The sequence below is a fragment of the Paenibacillus oenotherae genome (assembly GCF_019443105.1).
GTDB classification, from domain to species: Bacteria; Bacillota; Bacilli; order Paenibacillales; family Paenibacillaceae; genus Paenibacillus_Z; species Paenibacillus_Z oenotherae.
Window position 1 is genome coordinate 61444 of record NZ_JAHZIJ010000016.1, and the last position, 14163, is coordinate 75606.

14 protein-coding genes and 1 riboswitch are annotated in these 14163 nt (G+C 51.2%); of the genes, 13 read left to right on the forward strand and 1 reads right to left on the reverse strand.

Features of this window, described 5'->3' with window-relative positions:
* Positions 1-168 precede the first annotated feature (168 nt).
* From K0T92_RS18750 to K0T92_RS18770, 5 genes are all read left to right on the forward strand, one after another.
* Complete coding sequence (locus K0T92_RS18750; protein WP_219874012.1) at positions 169-1341, forward strand: galactokinase; 1173 nt, start codon at positions 169-171, stop codon at positions 1339-1341.
* A gap of 67 nt (positions 1342-1408) precedes the next feature.
* Entirely contained in the window at positions 1409-2398 is a 990-nt protein-coding gene (galE, locus tag K0T92_RS18755) for a UDP-glucose 4-epimerase GalE (RefSeq protein ID WP_219874013.1), read from the forward strand.
* Positions 2399-2523: 125 nt separating this feature from the next.
* Positions 2524-4110 (forward strand): UDP-glucose--hexose-1-phosphate uridylyltransferase, encoded by a 1587-nt coding sequence (locus tag K0T92_RS18760; protein ID WP_219874014.1) that lies wholly within the window; start codon positions 2524-2526, stop codon positions 4108-4110.
* Positions 4111-4483: 373 nt separating this feature from the next.
* On the forward strand, positions 4484-4624 hold the full coding sequence (locus K0T92_RS18765) for a hypothetical protein (protein ID WP_219874015.1): 141 nt from the start codon (positions 4484-4486) through the stop codon (positions 4622-4624).
* A 391-nt stretch (positions 4625-5015) separates the two neighbouring features.
* A complete protein-coding gene (locus K0T92_RS18770) occupies positions 5016-5480 on the forward strand; it encodes a hypothetical protein (RefSeq protein ID WP_219874016.1) in 465 nt (154 codons plus the stop codon).
* 121 nt (positions 5481-5601) lie between these two features.
* On the opposite strand, the gene K0T92_RS18775 is transcribed toward K0T92_RS18770, so the two are convergent.
* Positions 5602-5829 (reverse strand): DUF1128 domain-containing protein, encoded by a 228-nt coding sequence (locus K0T92_RS18775; protein ID WP_219874017.1) that lies wholly within the window; start codon positions 5827-5829, stop codon positions 5602-5604.
* A gap of 201 nt (positions 5830-6030) precedes the next feature.
* Between K0T92_RS18775 and yyaC the strand changes: the two genes are divergently transcribed.
* The 8 genes from yyaC (at position 6031) to K0T92_RS18815 (ending at position 14003) form a co-directional block, all read left to right on the forward strand.
* Positions 6031-6615 (forward strand): spore protease YyaC, encoded by a 585-nt coding sequence (yyaC, locus tag K0T92_RS18780; protein ID WP_219874018.1) that lies wholly within the window; start codon positions 6031-6033, stop codon positions 6613-6615.
* A 34-nt stretch (positions 6616-6649) separates the two neighbouring features.
* Entirely contained in the window at positions 6650-7498 is an 849-nt protein-coding gene (locus K0T92_RS18785) for an alpha/beta fold hydrolase (RefSeq protein ID WP_219874019.1), read from the forward strand.
* Between the two features lie 7 nt (positions 7499-7505).
* Entirely contained in the window at positions 7506-8186 is a 681-nt protein-coding gene (locus K0T92_RS18790) for a DUF6483 family protein (RefSeq protein WP_219874020.1), read from the forward strand.
* Between the two features lie 71 nt (positions 8187-8257).
* On the forward strand, positions 8258-9451 hold the full coding sequence (locus K0T92_RS18795) for a class I SAM-dependent methyltransferase (RefSeq protein WP_219874021.1): 1194 nt from the start codon (positions 8258-8260) through the stop codon (positions 9449-9451).
* 104 nt (positions 9452-9555) lie between these two features.
* Positions 9556-11226, forward strand: a complete 1671-nt coding sequence (locus tag K0T92_RS18800) for a diguanylate cyclase (protein ID WP_219874022.1) — start codon at positions 9556-9558, stop codon at positions 11224-11226.
* Between the two features lie 15 nt (positions 11227-11241).
* The gene (locus K0T92_RS18805) at positions 11242-11928 is read left to right on the forward strand and encodes a GGDEF domain-containing protein (RefSeq protein WP_219874023.1); all 687 of its coding nucleotides are present in this window, start codon (positions 11242-11244) and stop codon (positions 11926-11928) included.
* A 38-nt stretch (positions 11929-11966) separates the two neighbouring features.
* Positions 11967-13049 carry an HD-GYP domain-containing protein gene (locus K0T92_RS18810; protein ID WP_219874024.1) on the forward strand — a complete coding sequence of 361 codons (1083 nt, stop codon included), beginning with the start codon at positions 11967-11969 and terminating at the stop codon, positions 13047-13049.
* 29 nt (positions 13050-13078) lie between these two features.
* Positions 13079-13175, forward strand: a riboswitch (cyclic di-GMP riboswitch).
* Between the two features lie 87 nt (positions 13176-13262).
* On the forward strand, positions 13263-14003 hold the full coding sequence (locus K0T92_RS18815; RefSeq protein WP_219874025.1) for a PilZ domain-containing protein: 741 nt from the start codon (positions 13263-13265) through the stop codon (positions 14001-14003).
* Positions 14004-14163 lie beyond the last annotated feature (160 nt).

A 14163-nucleotide genomic window follows, 5' to 3' on the forward strand; every position in this document is an offset into this window, starting at 1 on the left:
ATAAGCTGACAACAAATGCTGCTGTTATCCTATCATACGCCTTATCTGCATTTGATAAAAGTAACATTTGTCCATGTGCACCTACACATCGCACCATTTTCGTTATGGAGGGAATTAAGCTATACTATGGCTAGAAAATGAAACTACCCAAGGAGAGCGGGTATTACTATGGCGAACATCCAAGAGCTGACTGAACGATTTGAACAGCTGTATGGCAAGTCAACGGAAGAGATTAGCGTCTTTCACGCACCAGGCAGAGTCAATTTGATCGGAGAACATACAGATTACAATGGAGGCTACGTTTTTCCGGCTGCGCTTACCTTCGGAACGACATTGCTGATCCGCAAGCGGATGGACAGCTTGCTTGGACTTGCATCAACGAACTTCGCCGAGCACAAGCTGCTGCCGATTTCTCCTATTCGATATGAAGAAGGGGATCAGTGGATGAACTATCCCAAGGGGGTCGTCAGCGAGCTGCAGCAGAGCGGCTGCACCTTCGAGACCGGATTTGATCTGCTGTATCATGGCGAAATTCCCAATGGCGCAGGGTTGTCATCATCAGCATCGATTGAAGTTGTAACCGCCTATGCGCTGCTGACTCTGTGCGGATTGAAACCGGACAGGATAGAGATAGCGAAGCTTTGCCAGAAGGCGGAGAATGAATTCAACGGGGTCCAATGCGGCATTATGGATCAATTCGCAGTGGCGAACGGCAAGAAGGATCATGCCATCATGCTCCTGTGCGATACGCTGGAATACGAGCTGATTCCTTTCAATACCGGGGATTATCAGCTTGTTATCGGCAATACGAATAAACGCCGCGGTCTTCTGGACTCCAAGTACAACGAGCGGCGGAGCCAGTGCGAGCAGGCGGTAAAGGAGCTGCAAGCGGTCTTTCCGGATTTGGCGCTGCTTGGCCAGCTTTCGCTTGCGGAGTTCAGGAAGTATGAGCATCTCATCCGCGATCATACGGTTCGCAATCGCGCCAGACATGTGATGGAGGAGATCGACCGGGTCATCCAGTCCATTGAAGTGCTTGGGGCTGATGATCTTGCAGCTTTCGGCCGACTGATGAACGAGTCGCATGATTCATTGCGTGATCTGTACGAGGTAACAGGAACGGAGCTGGACGCTATGGTCAATGCGGCACGCCGCGTTCCTGGTGTATTAGGGTCGCGAATGACCGGAGCAGGCTTCGGCGGCTGCACCGTATCGCTTGTCCGCAAGGATCAGGTTGAAGCGTTCAAGCAAGCCGTATCAGATGAATATAGCGCAGCAACGGGCCTCCAAGCTGATTTCTACGTATGCACGATTGGCAACGGGGTGGAGCAGCTGCTGTAAATGATATAGAAGTGAATGCGGTGATGGATTCCTGTCACTAGCTGTTCCAGTAGAGGAGAGGTGCAAGATGGCGGTTCTAGTTACAGGAGGAGCGGGCTACATCGGCTCGCATACGGTTGCTGCGCTGCTCGAGCGCGGGGAAGAAATTGTTGTTGTGGACAATCTTCAGCAGGGGCATAAGGAAGCGGTGCTGGGTGGCAAATTGTATATAGGCGACCTGCGCGACAGTGAGCTGCTGGATACGGTTTTTCAAGAGAATGAGATTGAAGCGGTCATTCATTTTGCGGCCAGCTCGCTGGTCGGCGAGAGTATGGGGAATCCGGCCAAATATTATCATAACAACGTATACGGCACGCTCTGTCTGCTGGAGAAAATGAGCCAGTACAAGGTGGGCACAATCGTATTCTCCTCAACCGCCGCCACTTACGGCGAGCCTGTTCATTTGCCGCTCGACGAGCATGACCGCACACTTCCGACGAATACTTACGGCGAGACGAAGCTTGCAATGGAGCGGATGATGCATTGGTTCGACATTGCTCACGGCATCAAGTATGTGTCGTTGCGCTATTTCAACGCTGCAGGCGCCCATGACAGCGGCGCAATCGGCGAGGACCATGCGCCAGAGACGCATCTTATTCCGCTCGTGCTGCAGACAGCGCTCGGCAAGCGCCCGCATATCGCCATCTACGGCGAGGATTACCCGACAGAGGATGGCACATGCGTCCGTGATTATATCCATGTCAGCGATCTGGCTGATGCCCATCTGCTGGCTGTTGATCGGCTGAGGAAGGGCGGCGACAGCGCCGTGTACAATCTGGGCAATGGCCAAGGCTTCTCCGTCAAGCAGGTGATTGACATTGCGCGGCAAGTGACCGGTTGTGAGATTGCGGCTTCTGCTGAGCCCAGACGGGCAGGCGACCCGGCCGTGCTGATCGCTTCTTCCAGGCGCGCGCACGAGGAGCTTGGCTGGAACCCGACCCGCAGCAGCCTGGAGAACATCATCAGCAGCGCCTGGGCGTGGCATACTGCCAAGCCCGATGGCTACAGCAAGCGGTAGCTCGCCTTTGGCAGGTACGGATTGCCTGGGCAGCCAGGATTGCCTCACATCCCAAGATTCACGGACAATGTTCCAGCAGTGGAACCCGCACATTATGACAGCCTGATCCCGGGAGGAATAGTAGCATGACAGTACAGCAAAGGAATTACAGCAACAATGAGGCTCTTATTCTGATCGAGCGGCTTCTCCAGTTCGCCCTTCAACGGGGAATGATACAGCCATTGGACATCTATTCCTCGCGCAATGGGCTGCTGGATGTGTTCGGTTTTACCGAAAGGTATGAGGGAGAGGCAGCAGGCGAACAGCCAGAGAGTGTGACAGAGCTGCTTGAACCGCTGCTGGATTATGGGGCGGCGATTGGGCTGATCCCTGCGAATACGGCGACTTACCGCGACCTTCTTGACGCCCGGATAATGGGTCATCTTATCCCGCGTCCGTCTGAAGCTGCCGCGGGCTTCCTCCGTACGGCGGAGAGGGAAGGCATAGCCAGAGCGACAGATGAGTTCTATCAGCTCAGCATCGATTCCAATTATATCCGGATGGATCGCATCCGGAAGAACCTGTATTGGGAGCAGCCCACCGATTATGGCAATCTGGAGATTACAGTCAACCTGTCAAAGCCTGAGAAGGATCCGAAAGAGATCGCATTATTGCGAAATACAGCGCCCAGCAACTATCCCCAATGCCTGCTTTGTGCGGACAACATCGGGTATGCAGGACGCGCCGATCATCCCGCCCGCCAGAATCTGCGCGTCGTGCCGCTAGAGCTGCTTGACGAATTGTGGTATTTTCAATACTCGCCGTATGTCTACTATAACGAGCACAGCATCATATTCCGCAGTGAGCATACACCGATGCGTATTTCTGCCGACACCTTCGCGCGGCTGCTCCATTTTGTGGATCAGTTCCCCCACTACTTTATCGGCTCCAATGCGGACCTGCCGATTGTGGGCGGCTCGATACTTGGACATGATCATTTCCAGGCAGGACGGCATGTATTCCCGATGGAGAAAGCAGCTGTCGAGGCGGTCTATACCGATCCTTCTGAACCGGGGGTTAGCTTCGGTATCGTGGCCTGGCCCATGTCGGTGCTCCGCGTAAGCGGCGTGAGCAAATCTGCTGTGCTGAGAGCGGCAGGCCGCATATTGGAGGGCTGGAAGGAGTACAGTGATCCTCAGGCGGAGATCGTGGCTTATACTGAGCAAGGCGGAGAGCGGATTCCGCACAATACCATCACGCCCATTGCAAGACTGCGGGCAGATGGCCATTATGAACTGGATCTTGTTCTAAGGAATAATCGAACGAGCCGGGAGCATCCCGATGGCATCTTCCATCCACATGAGCATCTGCATCACATTAAGAAGGAAAATATCGGCTTGATCGAAGTCATGGGCCTTGCTGTACTTCCGGGGCGGCTTCAAGCTGAGCTTGAGGCGATTGCAGCGTTTCTTGCCGGCGAAGCCTCTGCGGAGAGATCGGAGCTGTTGAACGGCCCGCTTCACAAGCACGCAGACTGGATTGAGGCGATGGTTGGCACCCATGGGACGAATCTGACAACTGCCGAGGCCGTTGAAGTGCTGCGGGATGAAGTCGGGAAGAAATTTCTTGAGGTGCTGAAGGATTCCGGTGTTTACAAAAGAACATCAGCAGGCAGCCAGGCATTCGGGAGGCTGCTGCGGTCGCTTGGCTTGGAGGCAGGCAAAGCTGGGTAACATTATCGTTGCAAGATCGTCAAGAAAGTGGGAATACCCGCTCTCCTTGGCGTTTTTTTGTTGGTTTATACTATGGTATATCTCGCTATACCTCGCGTCAGGAGCAGTGCACGATCCGCAAGCCTGCAAAAGCGCAGTTATTTCAATGGAAAACTTTCAAAAAGACTGAAAAGCCTGCAACCGCGCATGTTTTTTAGCCATTTTCTCCTGAAACAGTGGCTCAGCCCTCAAAAAGATGCAGCATTGCAGGAATGTTGCTCTCAGAGCAACGAAACAGCTAAAAGGATGTATAATCGCAGGAATAGTAGTAGTCGGAGGAACAGCAGCAATCGGAGGAATCGCAGTAGTCGGAGGAATCGCAGCAATAATATAGGTGAAGGTACTCACAGCAATCGCAACAACAGTAGAAGTGGCGGTACTCACAGCAACCGCAGCAACAGTAGAGGTGGCGGTACTCACAGCAATCGCAGCAACAGTAGAGGTGGCGGCAGCAGTCCCAGTAACATTAGTGTAAGTAAAGCAGCAATCACAGCAATCGCAACAACAGTAGAAGTAGCGGCGCACTCACATTATTCACAGCAATCGCGGTACTTAGAGCAATTTGCGGCATTATCAGCAGTCGCGCCCACTTGCCCAGTCAAAAATAAAAACAGTAGTCCAAATAGCATGATTATTCATTGATATGCAGGACTATTTGATTAAGAATGCTACAAAATATCCGATAATTCAACAATATATTTGACTGGCTGCCCTGTTATTGTGCCTGGAATGTAGATTATTATCGATATTGCTGATTTGCGTATAATGATTGATTATGGTATTTTTTTATAAAAAGAAAGATTTATTTATTATGAATGGGGTAATTAACATTGGTATAGTAGTAAGAATTTTTAGGAGGAAAGAGCATGCCGTTAGCAATAACACCGCTTGACGAATTTTTGAAGCTTACAACTGATGAACAGGTAGAGAAATTGAAGCAGTGGAAGATGGATTACACTTTGAAGGATATTCGTGACGCTTGGGGATTCAAGCACTCCGCGCAGTATTATATGCTGCTGAAGAAGCTGCGTATCTATGAGCGTGTCGTCAATAAATCGGACAAGTTTTTCCCGGAACAACTGCTCTCTGCACGCAATGGCGCCGAAGCATATGGCATCCACAATTATGCCATGATTGAACGCAAGGCTCCGGCGGATCAATTCGGCTATGAGCTGAATGTTACGCTGAACGGTCCGGAATTAGCGGATAAGCTGGAAAGGCTCGCCCATTTCCTCAAGGGCGAGAACAAAAGTGTCACAATTAAGATGTCCATAACTGCAGCAGCGCCGAACTTGGAGCACTCCTCCAAGAGCGAGGATGAAATCGTCTAAGTGCAGCTTCCTATCCGGGCATCGCAGAAATAAGAAACCGGAGCATGCTGACATGCTCCGGTTTCTTATTAACAATGATTGTCGATAATTGTAACAACATGTAAGGAACTGTATTTAAATTTCATTTATTTCTCAACTTGCCGAGCTCGGATACGAGGGCCTCAACTTCGCTTATGCTAAACTTGTCTTTGCTTGATACAACCTCGTAGAGATCCTTGATGTCCTCATACTGATCCATATTAAAGTGAGTGGCCTGCATAGCTGCACCTGTAGCCATCCTCAGCTTGTTCTTGATTGCTTCTATCATAAATTCGACATTCTCCTGCGTCGCTTCATTCAAGTTTTTCATCCGTTATTCCTCCCTTTTCGCCTGAGCGCTGTTCGTATTGTATCATGACAGGCATACTGCCCGCTACCGCTCACCTGCCGATAAGCATTGATTGTGGCGGAGTCTTAATTTCGGTACAATTAGAGCTAGCTTCCGGCTAATGAACCGGAGCTTCAATCTGGATGAATGACAGAAGAAGCGGAAGGGAGCGTTTCTTAAAAGATGGGCAGCGGATCAAGAACGCGCAAATTCCCTGCTGATGAGCAAGGGGCCAATCGAAGATGGATCGACAGCGGAGGGCTTCACCGCTTTTTTGCAGATATTGCTGCTGCAGTGCCCCGAATAGAGGAGCTTGCTTTCGTCTGTATTGGCACGGACTGTTCTACAGGCGATTCATTCGGCCCCTGGATTGGCACACTGCTTCGCGAACGGGGGGTGCCTCATGTCATTGGCACGCTTCATAGTCCCTGTGATGCGGATCGTTATGAAGAAGCGATAGCAAGCATTCCTGATACTTTGACAATAGTCGCAATCGATGCCAGCTTAGGGCATCGTGATCGGTGTGGATTGTATCTCATAGATGAAGGCCCGTTATATCCGGCAAGAGCAACCGGACGGCGTTTGCCGCCAATTGGACATTATAGTGTGGCTGGTGTGGTCGGCCCGCTGAATGTGAAGCCCTACTGGAGCTTGCAGCGGGCATCGATATACAAGGTAGTGGGCATGGCCCGCGCAGTTGCTGATGCTGCATGCGCCGCTTGGGGCATTCCGGTTACAGATTCAGTAACGCTGCGCCTGGGTGAATAGTTGAATACAAACAATCAGGGAAGGGTGAAGGATTATGACTGTTCATTCATTAGCCAATCACAATTTAACGCTCTCTAGCGGACTGCAATTAGCGTACTATGATTCTGGTGAAGGCAGCGGTGTGCTTGCAGAGAATTCGGCCATTGTACTGCTGCACGGCTTCTGCGGCAGCTCCAGCTATTGGGAGAGCATCATTCCTCGAATCCAAGGGCTTGGGCGCATACTGATCCCGGATCTTCGTGGTCATGGGCGCAGCTCGGCTCCGGATGATGCCGTCTATGCGATGGAAGCTTTTGCTGATGACCTGCTGCAATTGGTTGATGCGCTGCATGTGCGGCATGTCTATTTGTTTGGCCATTCGTTAGGAGGCTATGTATCGCTCGCTTTCGCCGACAAGTACCCTGAGAAGGTGAGCTCGTTAAGCCTCGTTCATTCCACTGCGATGGCGGATACCGCCGAAGCAAAGCTTAACCGGGATAAGGCTGCGCAGGCGATTGCAACGGAAGGCATCGAGAAATTCGTCGAGGGACTTGTGCCCAAGCTGTTCGCTCCTGCCCACCTTGTGAAGATGGCTGATAAGGTACAGGAAGTCATTGCGATTGGATATGGAACATCGGCTGCGGGTGCTGCGGCGACAGCGCTCGGCATGAAGATCCGCGCGGATCGCAGAGATGTGCTTGATGAGCTGAATGTGCCAAGACTGCTCATTGCAGGCTCTGAGGATGGAGTTATTCCGGCGGAGAAAACTTTTACTGCAGAGGGTTCGAATGTGTCCCAGGTTGTATTGAACGATACGGGCCATATGGGCATGGTGGAGTCCCCGGCAGCTTTGGGAGAACGAATCGCTGCATTTATTCGTTTTTTATCGACGCTCAGGGAGTAGGGGAGATATGTTTCAAAGGGATTATTTCATGCGGATGATTCATCAAATGACGGAAATGGTCGCACAGGTTATGGCTTTGAAGCAGGAGAAGAAGAAGGAAGAAGCGCTGCAGGTGATTGATGAGATGCTGGATCGGCAGTTCAGGCTTAACGGCAAGCTGATTCGCTCCTTGTCGGATACGGACATCATCAGCATGATGACGGTTAGAGGCGTTGTAGAGACGGCCAACCTGCACGCGATCGCCCTGCTCATGAAGGAAGAGGCAGATCTGCTCGATGAGATGGATCAAGCTGAGCAGAGCTACTCCATCAGAGTGAAGGCGCTGCATTTATTCATCAGACTGGCGCTGCTGGAAGCCGAGCCTTTACTGCGCTCTCCCTCAGAGGAAGCGGCAGAACTGGCAGCGAAGCTGCGCGAATACGAATTGCCGAGGGCGACAAAGGAGCTGCTTCTGGAATGGCATGAAGCAGAGGGTCGCTTTGATCAGGCAGAGAATGTGCTGGACGAGCTGCTTACAGACGGATTGATGGGACAGGAGGCTGCGGATGCATTCTATCGCAGGCTTCTCCTCATGCCTGACGAGAGGCTGCTGGCCGGCGGACTGCCCCGAGATGAAGTTATTGATGGTCAGAGAAGATTATACGAAACTCCGGTCATAGAAAAAGCAGGAGGCGGAAGCGGTTCATGACGGCCGGTTCTGCCGATTGCTGCTGTCCTGTGGCTGGATAAAGTAAGTTACTAGGAGCTGAATGGATCAACATGGAGCAATGGCAAGCGGATTTACAGCAATGGGTGGAGAGCGGAGTGCTGCGGCAGGCGACATTCAGCCAGCTTCGCCGCAAGGATGAAGGGAGTCCGCTCAAGACGGCTATACGGGCAATTGAGCTGCGCGGCAGCCTCCATTACCAGTTCGAGTATCACAGCAAGACCAAAGTGACTCATGATAATGTTCCGCAGGCAGAAGCGGCGCAGCGAATGGCAGAGTGGCTGGAGCAGCATTATAGACAAGCGCTGTTCAAGACGGATGACGCGGATGTGCAGGTGCTGTTCAACAAGAAGGGCAAGGCGACAATGCTTCGCAAGCCGCCGACATCCAAAGCGGTTCAGGAGCCGCAGCAGCATAACCGGCAGAAGCAGCGGATCGTTCAAGAGGGTGAGGCTGCGCCGTTCATGGTGGAGCTTGGCATTATGACAAAGGATGGCGCGGTCATCGCCAAGAAACAGGATAAATTCAGACAGATTAACCGGTTCCTTGAGATGGTTGCGGATGTGCTGCCGAGTCTGCCGACCCATCGTGAGATCCGGATTGTGGATTTTGGCTGCGGCAAATCTTATTTGACATTTGCGCTCTATCATTTGCTCGCAATCAAGCAGAACATGAATATCACGATTGTGGGGCTTGATCTGAAGGAGGATGTTATCGCCTTCTGCTCTGAGCTTGCGCACAAGCTCGGTTACGACCGGCTGAGCTTTCAGGTTGGTGATATTGCCCATTACAAGGAGCAATCGGCTGTCGATATGGTCGTGACGCTGCATGCTTGCGATACAGCAACAGATGCCGCGCTGGTCAAGGCGGTGGATTGGGGAGCTTCCGTTATTCTGTCTGTACCATGCTGCCAGCATGAGTTTTTTCGGCAGATCGCCAATGAGAATTTGAAGCCGCTTTTGTCGCATGGCTTGCTGAAGGAGCGGTTCTCGGCTCTTGCTACGGATGCGGTGCGTGCCCAGCTGTTGGAGGTTATTGGCTATAAAGTGCAAATGCTTGAGTTTATAGATCCTGATCATACGCCCAAAAATATGCTCATTCGCGCTACGATTGGCCCGGCAAACGAAAGTGAGCGTAAATGGAAGGAATATGAAGCCTTTCGCGATAGCTTGCAATTAACGCCCTATTTGGAAGGCGCATTGGCCGACCAGTTGGCCGCTGCGAGGGCGCAAGGGCTTGTCAAATAAGATGACACTAGTCGTTGTCGAATAAATACGTGCTGTGATAGAATGGGAGTGTGGTAAGTCCCATGAAGTGTAGCACATGAATATGGTTGATTGGGTGGGTAGTTTTGGGACTGTTGACATGGCTTGATCCCAGTATCTTTTTCGTTCTTTTGGCTTTGTTTATGTATGTTTTTGTTTATAACACAGTCACAATGCTGCACAGGATCTATTTGATCTTCCACTTCCTGATTATGATCTGGCCGCTCGGCCAATTCGCAGTCAATATGACAGACAATCCCCACTTCCAGTTGATTTACAACAATGTTTCGTTTGTCGTTTTATCTGTTGTCGGATTTGGATGGCAACTGGTATTGAGATTTCTGATAAATCCGGCTTATGTGCTTAGTGCGAGAGCGGTTATGAGGATGTTTCTTCCCGCTCTTGTTATTGTGATCGGGATTGCTGTCAATCCCGGAGGTGTTTATTTAACCGAGAATGATGGTGGCCCCTACCATTCGTACGGTCCGCTCTTCTGGATTCTCGCTCTTACTTTAATGGCGTATTTCATATATTCGGCTGTCCTTCTTATCCGGGCTTACCGTTCGGGCAGCAATCCTCATTACCGGCCGCAGATTGCTTACGCCTTGACGGGTGTTACAGTGCTGGTTCTGTTCGGATTGGCGGAATTGATCTTGAATATATTGCTGTCGAACGTGCTGCCAGCTGTTCCCGGCATATTTACGATTGGGATCGCCGTTGCGTCGATCTGCTTTGTAGCGGCACTTCACAAGCAGCGTTCTTTCGATATTGTGAGAATTGCCCAGCAGGATGTTATTGATACGATTGCGGCTGGGATTATCGTATTGGACAGGCATGAGCAAGTTGTCGAGATGAACCGGATGTCAAGCCCCCGGCTTGGCATTCACATTGGAAGCCGGCTCGATATGGAGCGGCTTATCCATTCCGCTAAGGGCGTGAAAGCAGCGGAACCATTCCTTCGAGCCTATCGAAGCAATCCTCCCGCGCGCGCCGAGATGGAGATCTCGATCAAGCAGGATGGACGCATTATTCATCTTTCTATGAGTGCAGCGCCCATTATGGGTGATCACAATCGCGTACTCGGGCGCGTAATCACCTTCCAGGACATAACCGAGCTTAGGCGGCTGATCGACGATTCGAATAAGCAGAATGAGGTGCAGCAAGAGCGCAACCGCGAGCTTCTCAGGATGCAGGATGAGCTGTTTCAAGCCAACGGAAAGCTGGAGATGATGGCCATTACGGACAGCTTGACCGGCTGCTACAATAGGCGTTATCTGATGCAGCAGCTAGAGCATGAAGTGAAGAAAAACGTGAGATATCGGGTACCGTTCGCGATTATTCTGTTTGACATCGATCTGTTCAAATCTGTTAATGATACCTATGGCCACCTGGTAGGAGATGATGTCATTCGCCTGACAGCTGAGGTCGTGCGGAGATCGCTCAGACAGACCGATATACTGGCCAGATATGGCGGGGAGGAATTTACCGTCTATTTGCCCCATACGAACGGGGAGCAAGCCGCAATGCTGGCGAAGCGGATATGCGAAGCAGTCGAAGCTAATGCTGTGCCTGTCGGAAGGGATGACGAAACGGTATCGGTCACGATTAGTGTTGGTGTGCTGTCCGTATCCGGCCCAGTTGTTGAAAGCGGCAACGATGCCAAATCATATTTGCGTGAGTTGTTTGCCAGAGCTGATGCGGCGCTGTATGAGGCTAAGGAAGGCGGACGCAACCGGATCATTCATTACCAGGAGTAAATGGAGGATGGCATCATGACTTTCACAGGACGTATTGCAGCCGGGGCGATTGCGGCTGGCTCCATATCCTTTACGACAGCGTTCGGATTCTGGGCAGGCGGCAGCAATGGATGGCTGACAGCGTTAACCGGCATGGCAGCCAGCTCGCTTCTGTCCCTTCCTCTGGCCTGGATTCTGGGCGGCAAATATGATCGGCTCAAGGCGGATTCTACACGGGACTGCTTGACGGGCGTTCATAATCGCGGCTTTATAGAATCGAGCTTTCCCAAGCTGCTTCAGCAAGCACAGCGCAAACAGAAGAAAATCTCGATCCTTATGATAGATGTGAATGATTTCAAGGATGTCAATGACCGGTTCGGCCATGAGCAAGGAGACCGGGCGTTGAAGCTCATTGCACAATCACTGGCAGCATGTTCACTGAAAGGCGAAATCGTTGCGCGATGGGGCGGCGATGAGTTCGTCATCGTCTGCCCCTACGGGGATGATAAGGGGATAGATGCATGGATCAGGGAGCAGCATCAGCATCTTCTCAGGCTTACCCAACGAATGGGCTTCAATCTGTCTGTATCAGTCGGCAGTGCTTGTTATCCTGAACATGGGAGCGATCTATTCCAGTTGGTTCGTTCTGCGGACAAGAAGATGTATGCGAACAAAAACCTGCGCCGGATACATAACGGTCCTCATGAGGCGTTGCAAGCATAACCAATTAGCAAATAGTTATGAAGGCGGGATCAGACAGAATGAGAAAAGTAAATATTCTCTCGGTAAAGCCGGGAGAGAAATTGGCTCGCCCTATACTTCAAGAGAACGGCAACATTCTGTTAGGTGCCGGAGTGGAGCTTAGTGAAAGGTTTATCGATCGGCTGAAGAATCTGGGCATAGATATGGTGTTTATCGATGATCCGCTGACAGAGGGCCTCGAGCCCACCACACCGATTAGAGATGCTACGCAGAAGAAGGCGACAGATACAATCTTCAAGACGATGAACACGCTAATGGATCAACCGAATATTAAAGGCCGTGCCATTGCGCCTGAGATGGGACGGGAGTTCCGCAAAGTGTTCGGTGAGATTATGCAGGATCTGATCGTTCGTGAAGAGGTCATGGTGAATCTCACCAGCATACAAGTGGCGGACGCTTATTTGTTCCAGCACTCGCTTAATGTTGCTATTCTCGCAGGCATCATGGGCTTGGCGAAGGGATATAACCGGAACCAGCTGGAGGAGCTGGGGATGGGGGCGCTGCTGTTCGATGTCGGAATGTCCAGGCTGCCTAAGGAGTTGCTGAATAAAGCAACACCGCTCACCGTTGAGGAACGGCTTGTCATGGAGAAGCATACGGAGGAAGGCTTCAACATTATCCGCGCCCAGCATGATATATCGCTGCTCTCCGCACATTGTGCGTTTCAGCATCATGAGCGATACGACGGGTCCGGCTATCCGCGAAGATTGCGCGGGAATGAGATTCATGAGTATGCTCAGATCGTTGCTCTTGCAGATGTGTATGATGCGCTGACCTCGCCGCGGCCGCATCGCAGAAGGTATACCCCTACGGAAGCGATCGAATATTTATTCGCAGCGGGAAATACCGTCTTTGATCTGGATCTGATCAAAACCTTCTGCAAGCATATCTCGATTTATCCGGTATCGACTACTGTACTTCTAAGCTCTGGCCAGATCGGCGTGGTTGCTGAGAACAATCCGCTTGCTGTACATAGGCCGACAGTTCGGATCATACGCGAGGCGGATGGCTCTGCGCCGGCCATGGCTTATCAGATCGATCTGAAGAATGAGCATAATGTAATGATTATCAAAGAGATGTAACGATCAACCTCATTATGACAACAGCATAATCATCGAAATGGCAAACTTGCCGAAAGGCAAGGACGCAAAGCTAAAGGGTCTAATGTTCATTGTTGCAATGAACGAAATGACAGCCTGGCTGCCGACGTGACATCCAATCTTGGGTGGTAGGAGCGGCTTTGTGGCATGGGAAGCGGCTTTTTCTTATTTTGACACCTGGGAGTGGATGCTGTAATGGTTGATAATAGAAGTTCGAACAAGGATGCCTATGGAGCAGACAAGGGGATGACCTCCACTAAAGTGCTGGTTCATAGCCGTACCGTTGTTGAGAAAGAAGGATATGTGTCTACAGGCGTTCTGTCCCATGTAGAGGGAGAGATGATTGAGATCGAGATGTCCGAATATAAGTCATTCGATCTTGGCGATCCGGTCAGCTTGACCATTTATTCTCCTGTTGGCATACATAGAATGCAATCGACAATTATCGGCAAAGCGGAGGGCTCTCTTGCCGTTATTTTTCCGCCAAGATCGTTGATCGGCCTGGAGGAGAAGCGGGAGATGCCGCGAATTGAAGTCTATCATGACGGGCTGTTCAGGCCTGTGACGGGCGATAGGAGCGGGGCTGAGGCCCAAGGGGAAGCTGCGGATGAAGAGGAGCTGGTTGAATCGGCACTGGATTTCGAGCTGACAGTTCGTAATATCAGCTTCTCTGGCATTGGTTTTCAAGTATTCGGGCAATCGGCGCTGGAGCCGGATGATAGAGTGAAGGCGACAATCAAGATTGGTTTTGAGCTATCCTGCACACTGGAAATCGTCCGCAAAGAATATGATGGCGAACAGTCCTTCTATGGCGCAAGGTTCCAAAATCTTGATGAGCTGCAACAGCGAGCATTAAGAGCCTTCCTGCTTCGTGAGCAGGTTGCAACTTACTATAAGAAGAAGCAAGAGAAGTCTGCCAAGCCGCGCTCATTCTAGCGGCATGTGAAGAGAGGGCTGTCCGAAAAGCCCCTTTTGGAAATCTCAGCTCCCACTCGATCATCAGACTATTGACGTACTCCTCGCCAGAGAACGATCCGTGATTCTAACGCCGCAATAAGCGAGAGCTACGAGATGCGAGATGCGAGCTAGGCGAAAC